At 56.3% G+C, this 24793-nt stretch carries 23 protein-coding genes and 1 pseudogene; 8 read left to right on the top strand and 16 right to left on the bottom strand.

Features of this window, described 5'->3' with window-relative positions; genetic code table 11:
- Positions 1-11 precede the first annotated feature (11 nt).
- The 7 genes from BLS41_RS35855 to BLS41_RS35825 all read right to left on the bottom strand — a co-directional run bounded on the left by BLS41_RS35855 (position 12) and on the right by BLS41_RS35825 (position 6810).
- Entirely contained in the window at positions 12-1085 is a 1074-nt protein-coding gene (locus BLS41_RS35855) for an ABC transporter ATP-binding protein (RefSeq protein ID WP_074773740.1), read from the bottom strand.
- Positions 1082-2788: an ABC transporter permease gene (locus BLS41_RS35850; protein ID WP_253189914.1), complete on the bottom strand. Its 1707-nt coding sequence runs from the start codon at positions 2786-2788 to the stop codon at positions 1082-1084. Before BLS41_RS35850 ends, BLS41_RS35855 begins: the two co-directional genes overlap by 4 nt.
- A gap of 116 nt (positions 2789-2904) precedes the next feature.
- Positions 2905-3954 (bottom strand): ABC transporter substrate-binding protein, encoded by a 1050-nt coding sequence (locus BLS41_RS35845; protein WP_074773732.1) that lies wholly within the window; start codon positions 3952-3954, stop codon positions 2905-2907.
- A 57-nt stretch (positions 3955-4011) separates the two neighbouring features.
- A complete protein-coding gene (locus BLS41_RS35840; protein ID WP_074773729.1) occupies positions 4012-4785 on the bottom strand; it encodes an SDR family oxidoreductase in 774 nt (257 codons plus the stop codon).
- Positions 4785-5237 (bottom strand): MaoC/PaaZ C-terminal domain-containing protein, encoded by a 453-nt coding sequence (locus tag BLS41_RS35835; RefSeq protein WP_074773726.1) that lies wholly within the window; start codon positions 5235-5237, stop codon positions 4785-4787. The genes BLS41_RS35840 and BLS41_RS35835 overlap by 1 nt, the downstream gene beginning before the upstream one ends.
- Positions 5234-5632, bottom strand: coding sequence for a Zn-ribbon domain-containing OB-fold protein (locus BLS41_RS35830; protein WP_074773723.1), 399 nt, complete (start codon positions 5630-5632; stop codon positions 5234-5236). The genes BLS41_RS35835 and BLS41_RS35830 overlap by 4 nt, the downstream gene beginning before the upstream one ends.
- 14 nt (positions 5633-5646) lie before the next feature.
- Positions 5647-6810, bottom strand: a complete 1164-nt coding sequence (locus BLS41_RS35825) for a thiolase C-terminal domain-containing protein (protein WP_074773720.1) — start codon at positions 6808-6810, stop codon at positions 5647-5649.
- 212 nt (positions 6811-7022) lie between these two features.
- Between BLS41_RS35825 and BLS41_RS35820 the strand changes: the two genes are divergently transcribed.
- From BLS41_RS35820 to BLS41_RS35805, 4 genes and pseudogenes are all read left to right on the top strand, one after another.
- The gene (locus BLS41_RS35820; protein WP_074773717.1) at positions 7023-7910 is read left to right on the top strand and encodes a LysR substrate-binding domain-containing protein; all 888 of its coding nucleotides are present in this window, start codon (positions 7023-7025) and stop codon (positions 7908-7910) included.
- Between the two features lie 34 nt (positions 7911-7944).
- Positions 7945-8424 carry a thioesterase family protein gene (locus BLS41_RS35815; RefSeq protein ID WP_074773715.1) on the top strand — a complete coding sequence of 160 codons (480 nt, stop codon included), beginning with the start codon at positions 7945-7947 and terminating at the stop codon, positions 8422-8424.
- Positions 8425-9063: 639 nt separating this feature from the next.
- A pseudogene (locus tag BLS41_RS35810) lies at positions 9064-9596 on the top strand (ATP-dependent DNA ligase); the annotation flags it as partial.
- Positions 9594-10199 carry an ATP dependent DNA ligase gene (locus tag BLS41_RS35805; protein WP_171910394.1) on the top strand — a complete coding sequence of 202 codons (606 nt, stop codon included), beginning with the start codon at positions 9594-9596 and terminating at the stop codon, positions 10197-10199. The pseudogene BLS41_RS35810 and the gene BLS41_RS35805, both read left to right, overlap by 3 nt.
- 145 nt (positions 10200-10344) lie before the next feature.
- On the opposite strand, the gene BLS41_RS38770 is transcribed toward BLS41_RS35805, so the two are convergent.
- From BLS41_RS38770 to BLS41_RS35770, 6 genes are all read right to left on the bottom strand, one after another.
- On the bottom strand, positions 10345-10944 hold the full coding sequence (locus BLS41_RS38770; RefSeq protein ID WP_143026492.1) for a hypothetical protein: 600 nt from the start codon (positions 10942-10944) through the stop codon (positions 10345-10347).
- Between the two features lie 205 nt (positions 10945-11149).
- On the bottom strand, positions 11150-11431 hold the full coding sequence (locus tag BLS41_RS35795) for a hypothetical protein (protein WP_074773700.1): 282 nt from the start codon (positions 11429-11431) through the stop codon (positions 11150-11152).
- Between the two features lie 516 nt (positions 11432-11947).
- Positions 11948-12529, bottom strand: a complete 582-nt coding sequence (locus BLS41_RS38765) for a hypothetical protein (RefSeq protein ID WP_143026491.1) — start codon at positions 12527-12529, stop codon at positions 11948-11950.
- A gap of 41 nt (positions 12530-12570) precedes the next feature.
- On the bottom strand, positions 12571-12999 hold the full coding sequence (locus BLS41_RS35785) for a hypothetical protein (protein WP_253189912.1): 429 nt from the start codon (positions 12997-12999) through the stop codon (positions 12571-12573).
- A 580-nt stretch (positions 13000-13579) separates the two neighbouring features.
- On the bottom strand, positions 13580-14215 hold the full coding sequence (locus tag BLS41_RS35775; protein ID WP_074773682.1) for an NADPH-dependent F420 reductase: 636 nt from the start codon (positions 14213-14215) through the stop codon (positions 13580-13582).
- Between the two features lie 48 nt (positions 14216-14263).
- A complete protein-coding gene (locus BLS41_RS35770; protein ID WP_074773679.1) occupies positions 14264-15103 on the bottom strand; it encodes an inositol monophosphatase family protein in 840 nt (279 codons plus the stop codon).
- A gap of 134 nt (positions 15104-15237) precedes the next feature.
- On the opposite strand from BLS41_RS35770, the gene BLS41_RS35765 reads away from it, so the two are divergent.
- Complete coding sequence (locus tag BLS41_RS35765) at positions 15238-16137, top strand: LysR family transcriptional regulator (RefSeq protein WP_074773676.1); 900 nt, start codon at positions 15238-15240, stop codon at positions 16135-16137.
- Between the two features lie 324 nt (positions 16138-16461).
- Here BLS41_RS35765 and BLS41_RS39830 read toward each other — a convergent pair whose 3' ends face one another.
- The 3 genes from BLS41_RS39830 to BLS41_RS35750 form a co-directional block, all read right to left on the bottom strand.
- Positions 16462-16752 (bottom strand): transposase, encoded by a 291-nt coding sequence (locus BLS41_RS39830; protein WP_253189951.1) that lies wholly within the window; start codon positions 16750-16752, stop codon positions 16462-16464.
- A gap of 351 nt (positions 16753-17103) precedes the next feature.
- Complete coding sequence (locus tag BLS41_RS40215; protein ID WP_366487270.1) at positions 17104-17433, bottom strand: PilZ domain-containing protein; 330 nt, start codon at positions 17431-17433, stop codon at positions 17104-17106.
- A gap of 101 nt (positions 17434-17534) precedes the next feature.
- Positions 17535-18221, bottom strand: a complete 687-nt coding sequence (locus BLS41_RS35750) for a type 1 glutamine amidotransferase domain-containing protein (protein ID WP_074773668.1) — start codon at positions 18219-18221, stop codon at positions 17535-17537.
- A 652-nt stretch (positions 18222-18873) separates the two neighbouring features.
- On the opposite strand from BLS41_RS35750, the gene BLS41_RS39305 reads away from it, so the two are divergent.
- From BLS41_RS39305 to putA, 3 genes are all read left to right on the top strand, one after another.
- The gene (locus BLS41_RS39305) at positions 18874-19086 is read left to right on the top strand and encodes a hypothetical protein (RefSeq protein WP_074773664.1); all 213 of its coding nucleotides are present in this window, start codon (positions 18874-18876) and stop codon (positions 19084-19086) included.
- Positions 19087-19099: 13 nt separating this feature from the next.
- A complete protein-coding gene (locus BLS41_RS35740) occupies positions 19100-20608 on the top strand; it encodes a cytosine permease (RefSeq protein ID WP_216350655.1) in 1509 nt (502 codons plus the stop codon).
- Between the two features lie 203 nt (positions 20609-20811).
- Positions 20812-24750, top strand: coding sequence for a trifunctional transcriptional regulator/proline dehydrogenase/L-glutamate gamma-semialdehyde dehydrogenase (putA, locus tag BLS41_RS35735; RefSeq protein WP_074773657.1), 3939 nt, complete (start codon positions 20812-20814; stop codon positions 24748-24750).
- Positions 24751-24793: the final 43 nt, after the last annotated feature.

Here is a 24793-nt window from a genome sequence, read left to right as displayed (position 1 = left end):
TACTTCTCCTTTTACGATTTGGTTGCATCGAGAATCTGACATTCGCTCACCGGAAGATGCACGTCGACCTCCTGGCCGGGAACGAGTCTCTCTTTCGGGGGCACAAACGCTCTGACGGAGTGCCCGGTGACGACGTCCACGACGACGTCGCTGCATTCGCCGAGATAAGCGACGCGCTTTACCTTGCCACGCAAGACGTTCGGTCCGTTAGTGTTTGATGGTTCAGTCAGCTTCACCCGAGACGGACGGATACAGAGACAGACATCGCCTCCGCTACCTACGGTGCTACGGTTTTCGGCGTTCAGGATTTGCTCGCCGACTTTCAGATAACCTGTTTCGGTCAATGTGCCGGGCAGCTCGTTGTTTGCTCCGATGAACGTGGCGACGAAAGAGTTCGAAGGGCGCTCATAGACGTTCTGCGGCGTATCGAGTTGCTGTATGACGCCGTTCTTCAACACGGCTATCTTGTCCGCCGTCACAAGTGCCTCGGACTGGTCATGGGTCACGTACACCGTAGTTAAGCCGAGTAGATCGTGAACCCGTCGGATCTCGAACCGCATTTCTTCGCGCAGGTGCGCGTCGAGGTTGGACAGTGGTTCGTCCAGTAGAAGCACACTGGGCTCAATGACGAGGGCGCGCGCGAGCGCGACACGCTGTTGCTGACCGCCGGACAGTTCTGATGGGTAGCGGTCTCGCAGCGCGGTCAGTCGGACCATGTCCAGAGCTTGTTTCAGTCGTTCGTCGCGCTCGCGTGCGGGCGTGCGTCTGACTTCCAACCCGTACGCGACGTTCTCCGCGACAGTTTTGTGCGGCCACACGGCATAGCTCTGAAATACGAGAGATATATTCCGCCGCTCGGGGGGAACCACCTGTCCAGGGGCAGACAACTTCTTGTCACCGATCCAGATCTCACCCGACGTAGGTTGGTCGAAGCCGGCCAGGAGTTGGAGTGTCGTCGATTTTCCACACCCGGAGGGCCCCAATAGCGCGAGTAGTTCACCTTGTTCGACGTCGAGATCGATGCCTGCAAGAGCGGTATAAGTTTCGTATTGTTTGCGCAATCCTTTGATGCGAATGCTTTTCATGATTGTGAATCCGATTTGCGATTGATGGTTTTGAGGCGACGTTTCGCTCGTGAAATGGAATTGGCAAGAGCGACGATCAACATCGTGCCGATCAGGAGAACCACACTTGTCGCACAGACGGCCTCGTAGTTTCCACCGTCTTTATAGTTGTAGATCAGCGTTGTCATCACGTTGGTCTGCGGTGTTACCAGAAATATCGCGACCGATAGTTCGCGCATAATCGGAATAAACACCAGAAGCCAGCCGGAAATCAGGCCGGGTCCCATCAACGGAGCGGTAATGTTGGTAAAAGCCTGAACCTGGCCGGATCCCAGAATGCGCGAGGCGCGCTCCAGGTCCGGGCTGATCCCTTTGAGGATCGACCCGCCGTGTGAATAAGAGATTGGTAGAAAAGTCGCGACGAACGCGAGGATCAATAGAGTCGAGGTTCCATATAAACCGAACAGAGGTTGCGTATAGGCAGAGAAAAATCCAACCGAGAGAACAATGCCTGGAATGACGATAGGAACCGTTGCAACAGCGCCCAACAATATTGCGCCTTTGAACAGGCGCCGTTCGACCATGTACGAAATGACGGTACCGAGAATGATGCACCCAGTTGCGGCAAGTGTGGCGTCCTTTAGAGAATTGACGATTGCAGTAAGAGTTTGCTGATTGTCGAGGAGAGCCCACCGATACCAATGGAGTGTCAGGTTCTCTGCGGAAGGTCCAAGTCCCCACGCCTTGCTTAGAGACACGATGAGAATAGCCGCATAGGGAAGAAAAGTCGTCACTACGGGTACAAACATCGCCAGCAGGATTGCTAACCAACGCCAGTTGCCCAGCCTGACGACGCGGGTGCCGCGGCTCTTACCCCCGACCAGATCGTACCGACGCCGGCCCAGAACTCGCTTACGCAAATAGAAGAGACTTGCGGTCAGCGCCAGGAGCGGCATGCAATAGGCGGCAGCAAGGTCCAGTTGCGGTGGGAAAGCCTCATACATATCGGCAAGTCGGGTCGTCACGACTGAAATATGTGCAGGCGTAAGGAGGAAGGCAGGAACACCAAAGAGGGTGACGCCTTGAATAAAAGAGAGAATAAAGCCGACCATTACGGCGGGCATCACCAGCGGGATCGTCACTGTCAGCATCGTGCGCAGAATACCGCTGCCCAATGTGGTCGCGGCATCCTCCAGCTCAACCGCCATGTTCTCAAGCGCGCTGGAAACGATGGTAAACGTGTAGGGGACGGTGTATACCGCGCAGACGAAGATGGCGCCCCCCATTGAGTAGATATTCAGCAAAGGCTCGCTGCTAGCGCCCGCCAGCATCCGCCAGACATGATTTAGCCACCCGGAGTTGGGGGCTGCGAGGAGTATCCAACCCAGTGCGCCGATGAATGAAGGCGTGATAAGAGCGCCCATTGTCAGAAACTTGACGAGGGTGCGCCCCGGCATGTCCGTACGCGAAACCAGCCATGCCATCGGCACGCCGATCAGCGTGGAGAAAAATGCGGTCGACAGAGCAAGCAGGACGGAATTCAGGATCGGCTGCAGCAGCGATTGGGATCCGAACACACGGGTGAAGTTGGCTAACGAGAGCGCCCCAGTCACGTCATCATGAAAGCCATTCGAGATGACCCAACCGACCGGATAGACAATGAGCATCGCGAGTGCGGCCGATGCGATCAGCACGATAGCAAGACCGGCGCCGATGGACGGCATTCGGAACCGTATACCTCGTGTCTGGTCAGTCGGACGGTTTAATTTGATTGTAGCCATACGTATGGGTCGTGAGTCGAAATTGGGGCGAAGGCGGTGACGGACGATTTGTCCGTCGACTACGAGAAAATGGATTGCCAGAGCGCGACGGTATCGGCCATCTGCTTTTCCAGATTGTCTGTCTTGTTGCGGTACCACTTCAGTTTGTCCAGCGATTGCCCGTCGGACCAGGGAACATCAGTGCGGAGAGTCGGCCAGAGGTTTCTAGACAGGATCTGGGAGACCTCAGTCGAGTACAGGAAGTTATTGAAGAGCTTGGCCGCGTTGGGATGAGGTGCTTTGGCAGGGATCGCGGTCAATCCCAGATTCAGGATGGTGTCGTCCGTGGGCCACTGTACGTTGATGGGTTGACCGGCAGCCCTTTGTGCCAGCGTATACGACACTGGGGCACCTGCGCCAACGATCCGTTCGCCGGCGAGAATATCCGTGACAGTATCGACATTTGATTGACCCACTTTGGGATTGAGTTTGGCGAAGTCACGCAGATATCCATCGCCAAATTTGGTGCGCATGGCCAATGCCCAATGCGCCACATCGCCGGACGCCGCCGGACTTCCGACGGTAATTTTTCCAGCATATTCGGGCGAGAGAAGCGCTTTCCACGATGCCGGTGCAGTTTTGACGCGTTGCGACTGGTAGTTAATTGCGGTGAGGCTGATCGCGCCAATGTGGTACATGTTGTCCGGGTCGAGTTGACGGAACTGCTCGGGCAGAAATCTGGCATCTTCCGGTACATACGGAAGCAGAGCGTTAATCTTTTTCAACTCGGTGTAGTGCAGCAGATTGGTAGTGCCGAGTGAGTCGCAGTTGGGCGCATTTCTTTGTAGTTCGAGACGAAGGCGCGTGTAGACGGTCTGCGATCCCTGGCGCAGCAAATTAACGCGGATGCCGGGATAGCGAGCGATGAAAGCGTCGCGAATCGCCTCAATCGTTTTCTGTTCGTACGAACCCCAGTAGAGATTGAGTTCGCCCTCTTTTTTTGCTTCGATATAGAGTTTGGCCGCGGCAGGTGTTTCTGCGGCGAATGCGAATTTTGCTGAGGTGAGACCCGCGACAGTTGCGATCGCACCGCCTAGTTTCAGGACGTCTCTTCTGGAGTATTGAGCCATGGTGATTCTCCGCGTGGATTTAAATAGACAGTTTTTTGGAATTGTGCGAATCGGTGTTCAGTAGTCGCCAGTTGTTGCGCCACCATCGACCACAATCGTCTGGCCGGTGATGTAGCTGGCGTCGTTCGACGCGAGAAAGGCGATCGTGGACGCGATCTCGTGCGGCTGGGCTGGGCGCTTAAGAGGCATTTGTTCTTTCCAGCGCTCGAGAATGTCATTGGGAACATCGGCAAGGATGGATGTTTCCACAATGCCCGGTGCGACTGCATTGACGAGAATTCCTCGCTTTGCGCCCTCTAATGCGACAGCGCGCGTCAGTCCAACGACGCCGGCTTTCGATGACGAATAGTTTGATTGACCGAACGATCCATAAATTGCGGTTGAAGCGACGTTGACAATCCGACCCCAGCCGCGCTTTCCGATCCATTCGAATGCAAACTGACACCCTAGCCATGAGCCGCGAAGATTCACGTCGATGACAGAAGACCATTCGTCATCGGACATCCGCGTCAGGGAACGGTCACGCACAATGCCGGCTACGTTGACAAGAATGTCGACTTGCTGATGGCTGGATTCGAGAGAGCGCGAAACGTTTTCCCAGGACGAGCGATCGGAGACATTGAGGGCGACAGCTTCAATTGTCACACCGTGCTCCTTCGCAAGCCTTGCGGCATCTTCCTTGAGTCGATCGACATTGAGGTCGGCCATGATGACTCGCGCGCCTTCAGAGGCAAGGCGCTGACAAACAGCGTGGCCTATGCCGCCGCCGGCACCTGTCACGAATGCGGTTTTGCCATCCAGACGTCTGATGGTGATGAAATTGGCCGTCATTACGTACTCTCCCCGTCGTCCAGAACCGCGAACGTATCTTCACCGCTCTGTACTACCTGGTCCGCCTGATTGAGCATCTCTATCTCCACGCGTACTACGCCGAAAGGTTTGCCCGACCGGCTAGGTCTAGCCTCGGCAACAGTCGCCCGAAAATGAATCGTGTCGCCGATCATGATGGGCGCGACGAACTTTCGACGTGTTTCCAGAAAGGCCACAATCTTCCAGTCGTCCATTCCCGATCTCAGGCCGGTGCTGATGCTATGACCCAGCATGCCGTGCGCGATCCGGCGTCCATATCCGTTGTCGGAGGCTGAGGTTGCATCCATGTGGAGCGGGTTGAAATCGCCGCTCAAGCCGGCGAACAACACGATGTGCGCTTCGGTTACGGTTATGCGGCTGGACTTATATATGTGCCCCGGATAAATGTTTCGGAGTCCTACATTTGCGTTCATGGTTTATCTCTCGGCTTGAAGATCGGTAGGGTGACGGTATCGTCGATGCGAAGAAAGTCGACCGCAACGTCGAGTCCTATGCGAACGCGCTCCGGTGCGATTCCTTCCAGTCGGGAAAGCATCAGGACGCCTTCCTGCAATTCCACTAGCGCACAGATGTAGGGTTCATTTTCGAATCCGCCGCGAAAGATAACGGAATACGAGAACACCACGCCGAATCCTGAAGCCTCGACCCATTGAGGTACAAAGGTGGTGTCGTGAATGCAATGTTGACGCGGGTACCATTGAAACAGCCCGGTTCGCGCGCAGCGCTGGATCAGCAATCGACGGTCGCGTGCAGCTTTCCAGTAGGGCTCGCTGTTTGCGTCCATCACGGGCATGATTTTGTCTTTCATGACAAGCGGCCTCTTTAGATGGTCAGGATGGCGGTCGCGGCGGCACAAAACGTGCCGCCGATCCCGTGCGCGAGCGCTACTTCTGCATCGGGTACCTGTACTCCCGGCCCCTCTCCACGCAACTGACGTGTCGCTTCGATCAGCGTGAAGATGCCGCGTTTGCCCGGATGATTCGATGCGAGTCCGCCACCGTCCGTATTCGTTGGCAACTGGCCTCCTAGGGAAAGGTTGCCATCCGCCGTGTAGGGGCCACTTTCTCCTCTTGCGCAGAAGCCCAGATCTTCGAGTGCCAGCAAGGGCGTGATGGTGAACGCGTCATACAGTTGTGCGACGTCGATATCGCCAGGTTTCATGCCTGCCATCTTGAATGCAGCTGGTCCGGACAGGCTCGCTGGCGTCTTGATATCTTTGTCTATCTGACTCAACTGGGTGCGTACGGTGGCAGATCCAAATCCGGAGAGATAGACGGGCTTTCTCTTGCAGTCTCTAGCGAACTCCCGGCTTGTCATCACGATTGCACCTCCCCCGTCTGTCACCACGCAGCAATCAAGTTTGTGCAGAGGCGATGCGATCATCGAAGAATTCAGGACGTCGTCGACTGTAATGACGTCACGCAGACGCGCGTGCGGATTTCCTGCGGCGTGGCGGCGGAACGTCACCGCGACGCTGGCGAGTTGCTCTGCCGTTGTTCCATACAAATGCATGTGACGTTGCGCGTACATCGCATACGTAGAAATAAGGGTGGGACCGTACGGCAATTCGAACTGTCCAGGTCCAGCGGGTAGAACGAATGGATCGAAAGAGGGGGTGTTGAGAGGCCACCAGCGTGGGGTAGCGGCATAACTGATTACAACGACTTTGGCCAATCCGGTTGCAATGGCCGCAGCGGCGTGCCCCGCGTGAACGATGTATGAACATCCCCCAACATCGGTGCTATCAAACCAGGTCGGTCGAATTCCAGCGTATTCAGCAAATTCGGTCACGCTATTAACACCGCCGCCTTCGGCCCAATCGCCCGATGCAACACAAAGTCCATCAACATCGTTGAGAGTTAGCCCGGCATCACTGAGTGCCCCCAACACACACTCCATCTGGAGAGCGTAAGGGTGCATCTGAGGAGCGCTTCGCCTCGGTGATTCAAAAATACCTGCGATCGCAGCCCGACCCGAAATATCCATGTTGACTCCACATCCATGATTGCGACGAACTCTCGTCCATAGCAAATATTTGTCCGTGGGGGGGCGGTCCGACAAGCAGCTTCAATAATTTTAATTGGTGCAAAAAAAGCACAATAAATAATTTTTGCGTGGATTTTTCAATCGCTATACTCGCCAAATCTGAACCATAGTTGACCTTGGCTAAGGGTTTCCTCGCTCTTTTGGAGTCGTTCATGCACCGTAGACGTCTACCCTCCTTGATCGCGGTACGTGCATTTGAAGCATTTAGCCGAAGCGGAAGTATTCGTTCAGCCGGAGATGAACTGGCGGTGTCGCACACCGTCATATCGCGGCATATCCAGAATCTGGAAGACACGGTTAGCACGCGTCTGGTCAAGCGGTTCGGGCGCGGGTTACAACTGACGCGGGAGGGGGAACGGTTTGCCGCGAAGGCCAAGCGCGCGTTGGATTTAATAGCCGACGCGTGCTCGGAGTTGTCCCACGGCAGCGGTGATGCGTTGCACGTTTGCTGTATGGCGGGCCTCGCCTCTTACAAACTTCTCGCGCGCTTACCGGATCTGGAGGCGGCTCTGAACGGGCGCGAGTTGATTCTTCAGCCTACCGCGTCGAGACCAGATTTCGAAAAGGATGAAGCCGATGCCGAAATTATTTATCTGGAAGATCCGGTTCAGGAGGAAGGGTTGCGTTCTGAGCTGTTCGCGCGTCCACGAATCCTTGCCGTTGCGAGTCCTATCCTCGTATCGCGATTTCCGAACGTGAGCGAGCCCCAGGGTATTGTCGACATGCCGCTGCTTCATGAGCGTTCGAGCGATCAGTGGGAGAACTGGCTGCTTGCAATTGGCGTGACGGACATACCTCATCTGACCGGACCACGACTGTGGCACGGCCATTTCACGATGGAAGCCGCAAAACTGGGGCAGGGCGTCGCGCTTGTCAGCGATCTCGTAGCTAACGATGCGATTGCTCGGGGTGAACTGGTCGAAGTAATTCCCGGCGTCTCGACCCAACTTGGGGGGTACTACTTCGTTGCTCCGGAACGAATGTGGAACGACCCTGCTGTTGCCACGGTTCGTCGATGGCTGATTTCGACGCTTAGATAATCTGTAATCATCTTTTATAATACGAATTAATACGATGCCTTTGCCTTCTCTCGAATTGATCGTGGAATCCGACTGGATTGACGCATACGGTCATATGAATGCGGCGTGTTATGTTGCAGTGTTTGACCGGTTAGGCTTCGAGTTATTGCAGGAGTGTGGAGTCGGCTTGGATTATACAGAGGCGTCGGGCTCCGGAATTTATACAGTAGAACTTCACACAAGTTATCACCGCGAAGTGCTGAAGGGTGATCCGTTGCGCCTGCAACTCAGGTTGCTGGAATGCGATGAAAAACGTTTGATTGTCCTATTCGAGTTGTTTCAAACGCGCGATCGGTATCTCGCTGCGACGATGGAGCAGCTGTCGATACACGTGGATCTCTCGACTCGACGGGTTACTCCGTTTCCAGAGCCGGTGCGCGGAAATTTGGAGCGGCTGATCTGTGAGCACCGAAACGCGCCGGAAGTGGCGAAATACGCTAAACGACTGAATATGCGCCGCGCCATATCGAGCTAAGGTTGACACGATTTGTCGAGCAAAAACTTGACTGATGACGATTGCGTGGTAGCGAGCATTTGGTGGGGGCGATGCGTTCGATTGCGAGTTTAGAAATTCATCTTGGTCTTGAATAAGAAATCCTTTCTTGCGGCTTAAGTAGATCGCCACGCGTAAAATTGTGGCCGGGTACGGTTGTACCCATCGCTGTCAATGTAACCTTTGTTCGCAGCGGGCCTCGCTGGCCTTGCGACGGCGGCGTTTCTATGCGGCCCCGCAGCCGATCGTTTTGGGCGAAAACTGGTTCTCGTCTGTTCGGTGCTTGTCTTTGGCAGCGTGACGTTGCTCACTGCGCACTGGACTCGCTCGGATGGACGAAAAAGGTAGGTCAATTGCGACAGCGTATGTATCGTGTTCCTAACCGTCAGTTCCGAAATTCCGGGAGGCGCTGACAGGCAAGTCCAGAGCGCTGTACAGTCAGCGACTGTCGCAAGGGACAAGCAAGACCAATGGACGCTGTTCAAGAAGCGGAATGAGTAGGCGCAGCCGCTTGCTCGATGCGACGTTATCAAGGCGCTCTCCGACAGCATCACGGTCAAACTGCTTGGCCTCATTGGAGACCGGGAGCCTAGAAACGAGTGACACCCGAAGGAAAGCGGAATGAAGCTGGACCTGTCTGCTGCGATAAGGGCATCCCTTCCCGACAAGCTTGTACCTCAAAAAGCTACGCTCGCGGCTAGGCTGCCGTCGGGCGGCGACTGGATAACTGGAGCGAAGCTTGATGGGTACCGAATGCTCGCTCGAGTCGAAAAAGGCCGCGCAAGGCTCTTCACGAGCGGCGGTCACGACTGGACGAAGAAGCTGACCGGGTTGGCAACTGAAGTCGAGCGGCTTCCTGTCACCACCGCGTGGCTGGACGGCGAAATCGTCGTACTGCGCAATGGGCTACCCAACTTCGGCGCTCTTCAGGATGCAATCGACGGGGCTGACAAACAAAGCATCGTATTTTTCCTATTTGACGCGCCGTTTCTTGACGGCAAAGACCTGAGGGGGCGCCACTATGGACCAGGCGCGCGTTGCTCTCGCAACTCCTCGAAAACGAAGGTGATCAGATACGTTTCAGCCAGAGCTTCGAGGCACCGCCGGCGCAAATGTTCGAGGCGGCAGCGGAGCTGGGTCTCGAGGGACTAATGCTCAAGCGTCGGGACGCGCCGTACGAGTCCGGAAGGACACAAAGCTGGTTGAAGGCGAAATGCCGCTTGCGGCAGGAGTTTGTTGTCTGTGGCTTTACTGCACAGGGAGGCAAGGACGGCGAAGTCGGCAGTCTGCTACTTGGCTACTACGACGGCGCTCTGCTACATGATGCCGGATGCGTCGGCACCGGCTGGGGCGCACGAACAGCCAGTGACTTGTGGAGTCGTCTGGCGCCCCTCGAAGAGAACGTTGTGCCCTTTGACGTTGTCGAATCGAAGTCACGCCGAAGGCCGCGGCGTGCCGCTGGCAGCGAGCGGTGGGTTATACCCAAACTAGTTGCCGAGGTCGAATTTGCCGAGTGGACCGGAAACGGCTTGATCCGTCAGGCGTCGTTCAAGGGATTGCGCGTCGACAAGCCGGCTAGCCAAGTCGTCCGGCAGGGTGGAGCAGCGCTGAAGGCCGCCCCATCATCCCGGCTCAAGGTCACGCACCCCGAGCGGGTCGTCGACCCCGATAGCGGGATTACAGCGGAGCGACTTAACCAAATCGTTGCTCGACCGGTTGAATCCGCCGCCCACAACGGACCTTCACCTCTCCTCTAAACGGACACACAATTGCTTTCGACCCACTGTCATTGCGGCTATCGCGGGCAATCCGAACATGCCGCATCAAACACCAGCCTTGCCCGAGCACGCTTTTATTTTGAAACGGAGTATCGAGCCAGTCGACACCGGCCGGACCATTTTCTTACCGTCGGATCATCGAAGCGAAAAAATTCATTGTGTCTTTATCGATTTTTTTGAAATCGACACCGTACTCTTTGTTGATAATTGCTTTTATTTCGTACCCCTCCCCGAAGGCGTGCTCCAAGCCATAGGAACGACTCCATTCCCCCGGATCGCTAACGACAACTGGATTATGGTGTTCGTCGTAGAAAAGATAATGTCTGATTGTTACGGTCGCCCCCGGAACATGTTCGATGAACACCCGGTAGCCATCTTGTTCAGGCAGTTCCTTCAGGTTAGCTTGTCGCCCACTGAGAATATCTGTCGCTAATGTTCCGTACGGTGGACGTGTACGCACGATCAGAAAAACACTGCGTGCCTGCGTACCGGAATAGTCCGGGTGAGGAAAACCCGGGAGATCTGTCGACAGGGTGAAAAAACCGAGGCCAACTGTTGGCCTTAAAGCGGATGGGATTGCAAATTCGATGTTGCCTCCGCCCAGTTTAGGTACGGCGGCGTCGATCGTATCGGAAGATGCGCCTAGCGTAATACCTGACATCACCACCAGAGCGGAAGAAAATATCAGCGCCGACAAATTATTCGATTTGGTTAGGCCAATCATCGTCTTGACTTCCTTTATGAATGGCGGATGAATGCTCGTGCTTAAACTGGCTACTTTGGAAAGCGCGAGAGCCTGAGATCGCTGCCGGTGCGAACCCGGCGTTTAATTGTCGACGATGTGAACGTCTATGTCGAATGGCAGCTGGCGGCCGGGGCTGAGTAATAACGAACGCAGAACACCTCGAACGAGAAAACTACCGTTCAATTCACATGGCCTCGATCCAAATCGGTTCGGCGGGGTGGTGCTCTTGAATTACGGCAACGGCGCACGCCATTTCCTCGGCGTCTCCCGCGCGAGCATGGCCCGCAAAACTCGTGACGAGTGCTCCTGTAGAGCGAAGCACCGCAATTTCTTTCTCAGTTAGCACACCTGCGTCCACCCACAATTGATGGCCGTTGTTATCGCGCCATAGACTCTCGAATGCGCCAACGCCTATCATCGAGCATGCAAAAAATATCATCTGCGTCTCCATTGTTTCGTCGACCATTGCGCACAACGAGCAGGTTTGGACGTGATCCAGCAGTTTACTTTGGCTCTCACGGGTGCATCAATGGTCCTAATCTGGGAGAGGGGCCGGAATCCCGCACGAACTCGTAGCTCACTCCCTGCCATTTGAACAAGCCGACGCCAATTGCAATCGAAGCGATAAAGACGACTATCGCCCCGCAAAATAAGACTTTTGTCCAGCGGCCCATGTCGCTTCCCGATGCCAGATAGGTGAAATGGCGCATGAAGTGGAGCGAGACTTAAAAGATAATTTTCGGCGTCGATTGTCAGCGATTTTGGCCACGATGTCGAACGTCTCAAACTGGCCGCGCCCGGTCCCACGACGACTTGCCGAAGTCGACCCACAGCAGACTACTTCAACTCTCTAAAGCGGACATTCCGCTGCCTTGCGATCCCCCGCTTATGGACGCGAGATGCACAAGCTGCTTCAGCGAGACAGCTCATCCTCATCTATCTATAAGTGTGAAGGAAATATGCGACGGATCGAGGGCAACTTTCATGCGTTTTCCTTATAATTATTGATAAAAAGAACTGCAAAGGTTCGATACACGGCGGCAGCAAACATGAACGGACCACTTCCAGCGATAAAGAAGCCGAAAAACGCCAACGCCACGCGCGAAGAGTTAATTGGAGCTATTCTAAAGTCGTAGCCAGGATTTGAAAAATAGCCGAAACGTAATCCCCATATAGCGAGCGCGATAGCAAGAAGAAACGTCAGCGCTTGACTAATCCCGAATCCGGCCTCACGAAAGCGACGCTCCTTTTCTAAATCACGAGCGGTGAGAGCCCACACGCTAGCCAGTGGGCCGAGGAGAAGGTGAGTTGAGAAATAGAGCTCAGTCACTTGTGGAAAATTAGACCTTGCGGCATAGTTTCCTACGACAGGGAAAAGACGATTAATCGAATGGCAGAACTCTCGGAGAGCGGGTACAAGATCTAGTACGTCTGTCGGCAGTATCAGCCCGATTAATACGCTTGCGAAAGTGATAATTGCAAGGATGGAGCGTCGCGTGTTACGCCACTGGACAAGAAAGCGCGGTACGGGAACAGTTCGGTCAATCACATTATTTTTACTCACCGATCCTTGTAATCCGATGCTTTGCTCTTGCGCTACGCAGCTTATGGACAGCGCAGAAAAATCGCTTTAGCGAGGCGACCTCTCTTGGACGTCGATGGCCAACCTAATGTTGGGATCGAAATGATTTCGGTACCAATCGGCCATTGTTCGCAATCCATCGGCCCCAGGGGATTTTTCCCTGCGCCGATAATTTCCGCGCATGCAGCGGCCACCGCCACAAGGATCCTTGCAGCTTCCGGAATGTACGGAGCGTCAGCCCCCGCATCGTGTCGCTGCCGAATTACTGCATAACGCACGCTCTCGGGCAGTGCCCAAGCGCTGGTCAAGAACTCTTGAATGCTCACTTGTTGTCCATTTATTACGACCGACCGTTCTCGGTGCTCCTCAGCATATCCAGCGACCTCTAAGGCCTCACAGCTATCGATCGCGGCTTTCATTGCTTCACGTAACAGATTCCAATCGGTTTCCATGCGGCCTCGTTCTTTGAAAAACGTCGTGATAGAAAACCCGCAGTCGCAGTGCTACTGCCGACGCGCGAGTTGAAAGGGTTAAACGGTGCTGCCTAGACTGAGTGCAACGAGCAAAAATATCAGAACGGGGAGAATCAGAAGCGCTCCTACGACACCTAGCACCAAAGTCCGGAGCTTCATACGCCATCGAATGACTGGCGCGAGTGCGACCGCCGCGAGAACGGTCAAAAGTAATACCCTTCTAGCCAGTTGAGTTTGCCAAGAGTCCATCCGATCCATCAAAGTTTATTCGCCTACTGCGGATTGTCGGCGATTCAGGCTCTAAGGTCGAGGGGCGGACCCTCTTCGGCGGGTGGTCCCAGCGCGACATATGGGGCAGCCTTCAAGGTACAACGGACGTTCGTTTAGTCGCACCGCAAGACGGGAATTCGGCCCTCGCGGTCACCAGGCACCGTACCGAAGATGACGACAATTGGCCTGACGCCAGTCATTCGTAACCGGACGGTATTGGCGTAGCCGATCGACAGGCGTTAGCTTTACCCGCCCAGAATAGGCAGTCACTCCCAAGGCGCACACACGATTAGTAAGATACCGACATTGCAAATGGCTTGAACCCCTGCGCCTTGATCAGATACGGGACCATCAGGATCAGCGCCTCCGTCGCTCGCGCTGATTCGATCCCACCCAGATCGACGATCCAGTCAGTTTGCCAGCCCAAGTCCAACAGTAGCTGCCGCATCTGCATCTTGGCTTCATTGTTGTTACCGCTCAAAAATGCCTGGGCGGGCGTTGACAAACTTTGCGGCGCCGCCATAAGGCTAAATATCATCGTATTGAGCGCTTTTACGACGTGTGTGTCAGGCAAGGCCGATTGGAGTTGTTCAGCAAGGCTGCTTCCGGGATAAAGCAACCCGCCGGGCATGCCGTTCGGGAGGCGAGTCGTCGCGTTGGAGACATCCACGAGGATTTTTCCAGTCAACGCATTGCTCAGCGTGGTCAGGGTAGCGAGCGCAGTGTCGCCCGGAGTGGCATTGATGATAAGCGGCGAGGCTGCTGCGGCGTTGGCGATGAATGCATGCCGTACCGGCGGTCCTTGCCATTTCACTTCGGCAGTCTGCGGGTCGCGATGACCAATTGTAATGTCATGGCCTTTCCCCGCCAGCGCGGCCGCCAGGGTTGCGCCCACGCGTCCTGCGCCCAGAATGCTGATTTTCATGACTCGTCCTTTGAATAGTGCCAGTTGTAGCGTTGATAGAAGCCCGGATCAGGCGACGTTTTTGAGTGCCGCGACGAATTCGTTGTGCGTGCCAGGCGCGCTGGCAAGGAAGTCATTGCTCGCCAGCGTCCACGGTCGACCGTCTATATCACTGACCACACCGCCCGCTTCGGACACGAGCAACGCGCCGGCTACCTGTCCGGACCGGACGTTGCTGAATTGCCAGAATCCATCGATGTTGCCGGCGGCTACCTGCGCAAGCTCGAATGTAGCTGGGACGGTCATCCGCACGACCAACGCCGCCTGCAGCATCGCGGTGATCGATTCGCCGATGCGCCGGTACGTTTCCGCACTCTCGCCGGGCTTCGCTTGGCCCGTGGTCACGATTGCTGCTTCGAGCGAGGTTTTGGCCGACACGCGCATCGGCACCTCATTTGCATAAGCTGCGCCGTGGCCACGCACCGCCGTGTAGAGGCGTCCTGCTACCGGCTCGTAGACAGCTGTCATCACGGGCACGTTATCGCGGACCAGCGTTGCGCTGACGCCCCACTGGGCGAGCCCCTGCACGTGATTGATATTGCCCTCCATGGGATCGACAATCCACCATTCGCTATCGGGCAGGCTCCCACCTTCGAGTTCGTCCTCCACCCAGCCAGCCTTCGGCCGCGCACGCTCAAGCAGGCTGCGCACGATTTCCAGTGAACGTCGATCATTGGCGTGTATCGCGCCGACCAGATCTGGAAGATTAGTCGGCGAGCGTGCCTGCGTATCGAAATGGCGTAGCATCTCGGAGCCAGTCAATTTCACCGCCGCCACTGTCGCGGCAATCAGGGCGTCGTCACGCCCCACAGTCGCCGCTTCGTCCGCGAGCCGTGCCGCAGTCGACATAGTTACCTCAATGTTGTCCATACGTTCCCGTCATGTTGTTGGTCCGGCGTATCAATCGCGAGCGGCATGACTTCAGTTTCGACGTTGAACGGATTAACATCAAGTTACTTCTCGGCAACAATTAGATAACTTATATGCAACTGGATATGAATTTACTTGTCGCGTTTGATGCGCTGCTCGAAGCGGGCAGCGTCGGCGGTGCGGCGCATCGAATGCATGTCAGTTCGCCCGCGATGAGCCGCACGCTGGACCGTATCCGGCACATGACAGGCGACGCGATCATGGTGCGGGCGGGCCGCACCATGATGCCGACTCCTTATGCCGAATCGGTTCGGGAGGAAATTCACGCGATCGTGACGCGTGCGCACGCAGTAATGGCGCAACAGCGCAGCTTCGATCCTGTTCAGATCGAGAGGATTTTCACCGTGCAGTGCCACGACGCTCTGGCGTGCGTGTTGGGGCAACGACTACTTGGCCGTCTGCGTACAACGGCACCGGGGGCAAAACTGCGATTGGTGGCCGAAGCAGGCGACGAGACACCCGCTCTACGACAAAATGAGGTGGACTTGCATCTCGGTGCAGCAACGCCGACGCAGCCAGATGTGATGCACGCCGTACTGGGCCACGACACATTAACTGTCGCAATGCACGCGCGGCACCCGCTGGCGGGACGACGACTGAACGCGGAGCGCTACGCAACTGCCGAGCACATCACCGTGTCGCGGCGTGGGAGGTTGCGGGACCCGGTGGATGACGCGCTCTCGGCGTTGGACCTCAAGCGCAGGGTCGTGGCATCGGCACCCACTGCGGCGGCAGGGCTTTGTATGGCTAGTAACTCAGACTTGATGGTGGTCGTGCCAATCCGGGCCTGCGCCGAGATGGCGAAGGCCTTGCGCCTTCACACGGTACCACTACCTGTTTCCGTGCCTTTGCTTCCGGTGATTAGTACATGGCACGCGCGATATAACGGAGATCGCGCGCATGCCTGGCTCAGGGAGGAAGTGGTGAACGTAGTGAAAAGCCTGCTGGCTTAGCCCTTGGCGCTGTCGCTATCCTGGCCTTCGATTGGCTTAAAATCTGTTCTATAGCGAGCAGGTGCGAGATTGCATATATACATTCGGCCGTTCTGTGGCACGCGTGTGCCTAGCCCCAATGGATTTCGCCCGGCAACTCCTACTTATATCCAAGGCTTCGAGAGCCGTAAGACTGCGCAGGTTTTGTCGCCGACGGTCCGACCTGTTTTGCCATTGAATTAGATCACTTGTGCACCAATGAAGAGGTAAATCGATTGCCAGCATCCGGTTAAGTGCTCCAGCTCATGCTGGTGGTGCGTACTCCAAACCTCGTGTGCGCAGTGTTCAGGTTGTGCTGGCGATCTTGTTGGCGAGTGCCACGACTGCGATGTTTGTTCCGCGTCTCGCCTGAACCTCTAGTAGCCATTGAGAGGCCGTGTCCGTATGCTTTATCGCTTGCTGAAACACCGATCTCGCGCCATGTACCAGAAAAATTTGAAGATAGCCGTTACCGCGCTTCGTGATACCAACCAGGCGATTCTTGCCGCCCGAGGAATGCTGGCGTGGGGTTAAGCCCAGCCACGCCGCAAACTGTCTGCCATTGGAGAATTCTGTGACGCTTCCCGCTGCAGCGATGACAGCGGTTGCGATCAGCGGTCCGACACCACAAATTTTTCTCCAGTCGCTGGCTGACAGGAGATGTCTTACGTACCTGACGGATCAACTCATCGTACTGGGATATCTGCTTATCCAGCAGGACGAGTCGCTCATACATATCGCGCATCATTGATCGACTCAATGCGGTCAGTTCATTGCGTCCATCGTCAATAATCGCCGGAAGTTGCTGCCGTACTTTCAATGCCGTTTGCGCAGTGACCACACCATATTCGGCCAGCAGGCGACGTAGTGCCGCATTTACGCAGCGATTCTATCTGGATCGTACTGCTGCTTAATGCGTTCGCCTTCGCCGATTTCGACCGACCTCAGCTACGGGCCGGCATTTTCTATTAAATGTCGGAGGGCAGGCAAGGAGTGCTCATCCGTCAGTTGTAGCGCGCAGCCTAACCGATCCCATCCCATCTTGCGGTCGTACCGCGCCCAGCGCACGTTGAGTACGACAACGAGAAACTTTTCATCACCGTCGATGCCTAGCGATTGAAGCCAGCCTGCAATCGTATCGCCAGGCAAAAATAAGGCGCTCCGAGCACAAAGGAGCGCCCCGTGCGAACTGAGATTAGCAACCTGCGCCAGTCCTCTACCATCCCGGTTCAGAAAAGTTGGTGGGAATAACATCGGTGTTCGTATTTCCCGACGCAAGTCAAATACATTTGACAAGGCTAGATCTCCATTCCTCGCGGGCGCGATTCTCGCCGACCCTGACTACCAGGGGCGGCGCTGAACTGCGAGCTTTTCTTACGTTAGACCTTAATTCCAAGTACCTCGATTAGCGCTTTTGCCACCCCTCTAGAAGAGGCAGGGTTTTGCCCACTCAATAGCTGTCCATCGCGAACGATGTACTCATTCCAATCAGGAGCTCTCGAGTAGTTAGCCCCGAGTTTCTTTAGTTCCGTTTCCACAAGATATGGAACGACTTCGGCCAATTGCGCGGCAACTTCTTCGCTGTCGCTAAACGCGGTCAAATTCTTTCCGTTCACGAGAGGGGCACCCGACGTAGCCTTTGCATCGAGCAATACGCAACCCGCGTGACAAATGGTAGCCACTGGCTTACCAGTACGGAACAAACTTTCGATCAGGCGAATAGAGTGAGGATTAGTTCGTAGATCAAAGAGAGGACCATGGCCGCCCGGGTAGAGCACGCCATCAACTTCCTGTGCATCAATCTTTTCGAGCTGCTCTGTGTTTTGCAACAGCTTTACTAAAGATGCGTCGTTCGCGAAGCGACGGTACAGATCCGTACTTTCGATCATTTCAATTGACAGTGGGTCAATCGGCGCGATGCCTCCCGCGGGCGTGGCAAGTCGCACAGGAATGTTCGCGTCGGTAAATTCGTAAAATGGAGCTAGAAACTCCTCAAGCCATAGGCCCGTCTTTTTGCCCGTGTCGCCCAACGTATCGTGCGACGTGAGAACGATTAAAATGGTCATGCCAATCCTTTATTTTGAATAAATTCAATATCAAGTAGCGGGGTACCGGATTCAGTCGGAGCAAAACTTACAAAAAAATTGAGTTAACAAGAATCACTTCAGATTTGAGATTCTTCTTTATAAATCTCGTCAATTATCCTATTAATCTGCAATTATGCAGTCGCTGCGTTATTTTTTTGCGACGAAAACGAATGATCGAGGCTATGGATACGATTTAGTGTTACGCCGAAGTTAATTCATTTGGCGCACTTGTCCTATCCGGTTTTGGCAATCCCCGATGTAATGACCTTAAGAGTGGATGAGCTTCGTTGTACGACGCGGCATCCGTCCGTACCCAGAGCGGCTCTCGGGAGCATAATTTTTTCTCAGATAAATGTTAGGGTCAAATCGAATGGTATGCGATTCTTGTCGTTTTAGGGCCGCTTGCATGGGATGCTGCGCGAGTTCAGGACTGTTTGCCAATTGTGGATACACAGGAATTTTTCTTAACTGCATGATGGTCCCCGGATAGTCAAGATGGTCAGACGAGGTCGAAGCACCGTTGGCAACTAGCTAGACCGCAGGCTGTCGAGTGGACAATCGTACGAAGTCTTCAATTTTGACAACGACTCGTCACGGACGAGGGGCTGGAGAGAGGAGCAAAGAGTCAAACATGAAAATACTAAATCTTGCGGTTTCAAAAAGCAGTGAAGAGCATGGGTTTAAGCTGAATCAAGATCTAGTGAAGCAAATAAATGAGATGAGCGGAGGCGATCGGTTTGACACTATGCCTTCGAATGAAAGTAGGCCGCTGCTTGTCGAAGGGTTTATCTGGAGCATTTTTGGCGCTGCTCTTTGGATTCTCACACTTTACATCGCATCATAATGAGGTTCTCATCGTGAGCAATTCAATCCCGGAATCCGGATTCTCTGTAGAACAAGAAGCTCTTTCAGGCCGACTACCAGTTCTGGCTACTGAGAGGGTGTACGGGACCTACGGTTCGTTCTTATGGACGTGCTGCGCGTTCAGTGCCGCCACATGGGCCTTTCTGATGGGCGGATTCTTGCCATTCGTTGGTGATTGGCGCATTGGTGTCATGGGGTACGTGATCGGATTGATCATCGGTATGGCTACGGTTGGCCTCGCATCCGGGGCGGCCAGTCACAGATATGGGACGGATGTCATCGATGCCGCTAAATCTTCGTTTGGCTATAGAGGGATCGTCGTACCTTTATTTGGATTGCTAGCCACTTTGATAGGGTGGTCCTTCGTCGTCGAAGCTCTCACGGCCCGTGGTGCAGCAAATATTGTTGCAACGATTAGCAAGTCTGGCTTAACCGGGAACGGTCACGAGAAGCTGGTGGTTTGCTTTGCACTCGTAGCGCTGTTACTCGTTTGGTTGATTGCGAGTAAAGGACCAAAGATGTTCGAGCGACTCAATGGATACGTTGGGCCGTTGCACATGCTCATCACGGCCATGATGCTAGGAATTCTTGTTTACCGATTTGGGTGGCACACATTATGGACAAGCCAGGTTCCGGTCGATCATATGCTTACGCGGGATCCTACTCGAGGACTAGCGCTGGCTGTTGAGCTCGGAATGTCCAATTCATTGACATGGTGGCCCGTGATAGGTGGTCTCACGCGCTTGGTGAAAAATCGATCTCATATTGTGGGCCCATCGATTATTGGTGTTGGATTGCTGGGCGCAGCCCTCGTATCGACGGTTGCAGCGTTGGCTTCTATAAGTGCCGGTACCAACGATCCAACAGTGTGGATGATTACATTGGCTGGACCATTGGTTGGCAGTCTCACCATGGGAGTCGTATTGATTGCCAATGTTTCGACGATGGTAGTGATGGTTTATCTTGCCGGGGTATCTATACAACAGATAAAAATCTTCTCAAGAATACGATGGGAGCTGCTCCTGGCTGTCATGCTGCTGCCTGGCATCTATTTGGCTTTTAAGACAGAGTGGCTTTTGACCGCTTCTATGAGCTTCCTGTCGTACAACGGTGTAATGTTCGTCGGGGTAACAGGCGTAACCCTTGTGGACTACTTTGCAATGCGCCGGGGGCATTTGGATCTTGCTCATTTGTTCGCGACGCGAGAAAGCAAATATGAGTTCTGGGGCGGGGTTAATTGGGTTGCTGTTGCCGTGACATTCGTCGCGGCAGCAATTTACCTGTGGTTGTATAACCCGGTGACTAGCGCGATGGCAGAGCCATTCAAGTATCTTGGCGCGTCTATTCCTGTGGTCGTAATTTCCGGCGCTCTTTATTACGTTGGTATGAGGCTAATCACGGTCCCATTGGGAAAAGGTAGTTATTCTGACAGACGTGGTTCGGTGAGCGTAGCAACGCTGGAAGATAATCCAGCCAGCGGGGCGGTTACTGTTTCACTTTAACAGTCGTCGTCCTGAAGGAGGGTTAGCAGTTGATAGCGCGATATTAGAGTTGCCGATTATGGCTAAGAAACAGTGGTGCTTACGGGTATTGTCTAAAAGTGTTGGGTAAGCATACGGACCGGGCGTAAGTTGAATAAAATTTTATGTCGATGAAGCTCGAGTCGTTTCAATTTTAAATATCACGGTCGCTCTCAAAAATTCGAATGGCAAACACCACCCTTGGCGTCAAGGTTGACGACCTCCTGCGCACGCGGCTGAAAGATGCCGCCACACGCCTAGACCGTACACCTCATTGGTTAATCAAGCAGGCGATTTTTGCGTACCTCGAAAAGGTTGAGCTTGGGCAGCATCCTTCCGAGATATCAACTGTGATCGGCTCAGCCGTCCTCGCCGACGGCGTTGCGGTAGACGGCGATAAAGACGGCGCATCGCATCCGTTCCTCGATTTCGCGCAGAACGTGCAACCGCAGTCGGTGCTGCGCGCGGCGATCACGGCGGCGTATCGCCGTCCGGAGCCGGAGTGCGTGCCGTTTCTGCTGGGTCAGGCGCGTTTGCCCGCGAATCTCGCTGGCGACGTTCAGGCACTGGCCGGCAAGCTGGTCGAAACGCTGCGCGGCAAGAGCAAGGGCGGCGGTGTCGAAGGGCTGATCCACGAATTCTCGCTGTCGAGCCAGGAAGGCGTCGCGCTGATGTGCCTCGCCGAAGCGCTGCTGCGCATTCCCGACCGCGCGACGCGCGACGCGCTGATCCGCGACAAGATCAGCAAGGGCGACTGGAAATCGCACATGGGCCAGGCGCCGTCGATGTTCGTCAACGCCGCGACCTGGGGCCTGATGATCACCGGCAAGCTGATTACGACCAACAGCGAAACGAGCCTGTCGTCGGCGCTGACGCGCATGATCGGCAAGGGCGGCGAGCCGCTGATCCGCAAGGGCGTGGACATGGCGATGCGCCTGATGGGCGAGCAGTTCGTCACCGGCGAGAACATTTCCGAAGCGCTGGCCAACAGCCGCAAATACGAAGCGCGCGGTTTCCGCTACTCGTACGACATGCTCGGCGAAGCGGCGACGACCGAAGCCGACGCGCAGCGCTATTACGCATCGTACGAGCAGGCGATTCACGCGATCGGCAAGGCTGCCGGCGGCCGTGGCATCTACGAAGGCCCGGGCATTTCGATCAAGCTCTCCGCACTGCACGCCCGCTACTCGCGCTCGCAGCAGGAACGCACGATGAGCGAACTGCTGCCGCGCGTGCGCTCGCTCGCGATCCTCGCGCGCCGTTACGACATCGGCCTGAACATCGACGCCGAAGAAGCCGACCGCCTCGAAATCTCGCTCGATCTGCTCGAAGCGCTGTGCTTCGACCCGGAACTGGCGGGCTGGAACGGCATCGGTTTCGTCGTGCAGGCGTACCAGAAACGTTGCCCGTTCGTGATCGAGTACATCATCGATCTCGCGCGCCGCAGCCGTCACCGGATCATGGTTCGCCTCGTCAAGGGTGCGTACTGGGACACCGAAATCAAACGCGCGCAGGTGGACGGCCTCGAAGGCTATCCGGTCTACACGCGCAAGATCTATACGGATGTGTCGTACCTCGCGTGCGCGAAGAAGCTGCTCGGCGCGCCGGACGCGGTTTATCCGCAGTTCGCCACGCACAACGCGCACACGCTGTCGGCGATCTATCACCTCGCGGGCAACAACTACTACCCCGGCCAGTACGAGTTCCAGTGCCTGCACGGCATGGGCGAACCGCTGTACGAGGAAGTCACGGGCCCGCTGTCGGCCGGAAAGCTGAACCGTCCGTGCCGCGTTTACGCGCCGGTCGGCACGCACGAAACGCTGCTCGCGTATCTCGTGCGCCGTCTGCTGGAAAACGGCGCGAACACGTCGTTCGTGAACCGTATCGCCGATGAAAACGTCGCGATCAAGGACCTGATCGCCGATCCGGTCGACGAAGCGTCGAAGATCGTCCCGCTCGGCGCGCCGCACGCGAAGATTCCGCTGCCGCGCAATCTGTTCGGCAGCGAGCGTCTCAATTCGATGGGGCTGGATCTGTCGAACGAGCATCGGCTGGCGTCGCTGTCGTCGGCGTTGCTGGCTAGCGCGCATCATCCGTGGCGCGCGGCGCCGATGCTCGAAGACAACGAAATCGCGGTCGGCAATGCGCGCGACGTTCGCAATCCCGCCGATCATCGCGACCTCGTCGGCACGGTGGTCGAAGCGACCGCGGAACATGTGAGCGCCGCGCTCGCGCATGCGGTCGCCGCCGCGCCGATCTGGCAGGCAACGCCGGTCGACGCGCGCGCCGATTGCCTCGCGCGTGCCGCCGATCTGCTCGAAGCGCAAATGCACACGCTGATGGGCCTCGTGGTGCGCGAAGCCGGCAAGTCGCTGGCGAACGCGGTCGCGGAAATCCGCGAAGCAATCGACTTCCTGCGCTACTACTCGACGCAAATCCGCGAAGAGTTTTCGAACGACACGCATCGTCCGCTGGGGCCGGTGGTGTGTATCAGCCCGTGGAATTTCCCGCTGGCGATTTTCATGGGCCAGGTGGCCGCCGCGCTCGCAGCCGGCAACACGGTGCTCGCGAAACCCGCTGAACAGACGCCGCTGATCGCCGCGCAAGCCGTGCGCATTCTGCGCGAAGCCGGCGTGCCGGCAGGCGCGGTGCAACTGCTGCCGGGCGACGGCGAAACGGTCGGCGCGGCACTGGTGGCCGATGCGCGCACCCGCGCCGTGATGTTCACTGGCTCGACCGAAGTCGCGCGTCTGATCAACAAGACGCTGTCGAACCGGCTCGACCCGGACGGCAAGCCGATTCCGCTGATCGCGGAAACCGGCGGCCAGAACGCGATGATCGTCGATTCGTCGGCGCTCGCCGAGCAGGTGGTCGCGGACGTGCTGCAATCGTCTTTCGACTCTGCCGGTCAACGGTGTTCCGCGCTGCGCGTTCTTTGTCTACAGGACGATGTGGCGGACCGCACGCTTGAAATGCTGACCGGCGCGATGCGCGAGCTGGCGGTGGGCAATCCGGACCGTCTGTCGATCGACGTCGGCCCGGTGATCGACCTCGACGCGAAACGCGGCATCGACGCACACGTCGCGGCGATGCGCGACAAGGGCCGCAAGGTCGAGCAACTGCCGATGCCGGAAGGTTGCGCACAGGGCACCTTCGTGCCGCCGACGCTGATCGAACTCGACAGCATCGACGAACTGAAGCGTGAAGTGTTCGGCCCGGTGCTACACGTGGTGCGCTATCGCCGCAGCCAGCTCGACAAGCTGCTCGAACAGATCCGCTCGACGGGTTACGGGTTGACGCTCGGCATCCATACGCGGATCGACGAAACGATCGCGCACGTGATCAGCCGCGCGCACGTCGGCAATATTTATGTGAACCGCAACGTGATCGGCGCGGTGGTGGGTGTGCAGCCGTTCGGCGGCGAAGGTCTGTCGGGCACGGGTCCGAAGGCGGGTGGCGCGCTGTATCTGCAACGTCTGCTGGCGACGCGTCCGGCTGGTTTGCCGAAATCGCTGGCTCAGACGCTGGTCGCGGAACCCCCGCGCTCGACCGAAAACGGCGACAATCCGACCGCCGCGCTCACCACGCTGCGCGACTGGCTGATCTCCGAACGTCAGCCCGAGCTGGCTGCACGTTGCGACGGTTATCTGGCGCATGTGCCGGCGGGCGCGACGGCGGTGTTGTCCGGGCCGACCGGCGAGCGCAACACCTATACGCTCGGTGCACGCGGCGCGGTGCTGTGTATTGCGTCGACGGCGAGCGGCGCGCGCGTGCAGTTCGCGGCCGCGCTGGCTACGGGAAATCGTGCGCTGTTCGAAGGCGCGGCCGGTGAACACTTGGTGGCGCAGTTGCCCGCGTCGCTGAAGTCGCATGCCAGCGTGAAGAAGAGCGCCGACACGCCATTCGACGCAGTGCTGTTCGAAGGCGATAGCGACGAACTGCTCGCGCTGGTGAAGGAAATCGCGAAGCGTTCGGGACCGATCGTGTCGGTGCAGGGCGTCGCGGCGCGCGCGCTGGAAAGCGGCGATAAAGACTACGCACTCGAGCGTCTGCTGACGGAACGCTCGGTCAGCGTGAATACGGCAGCGGCCGGCGGTAATGCGAATTTGATGACAATCGGCTGACGGAATTTAGTTTAAGAGCGAACGGCGGGCGTTCGAACCGCCA

Origin of the sequence: Paraburkholderia fungorum (genome assembly GCF_900099835.1) — a bacterium.
Lineage (GTDB): Bacteria > Pseudomonadota > Gammaproteobacteria > Burkholderiales > Burkholderiaceae > Paraburkholderia > Paraburkholderia fungorum_A.
This window is presented reverse-complemented; position numbering and strand designations above follow the sequence as displayed.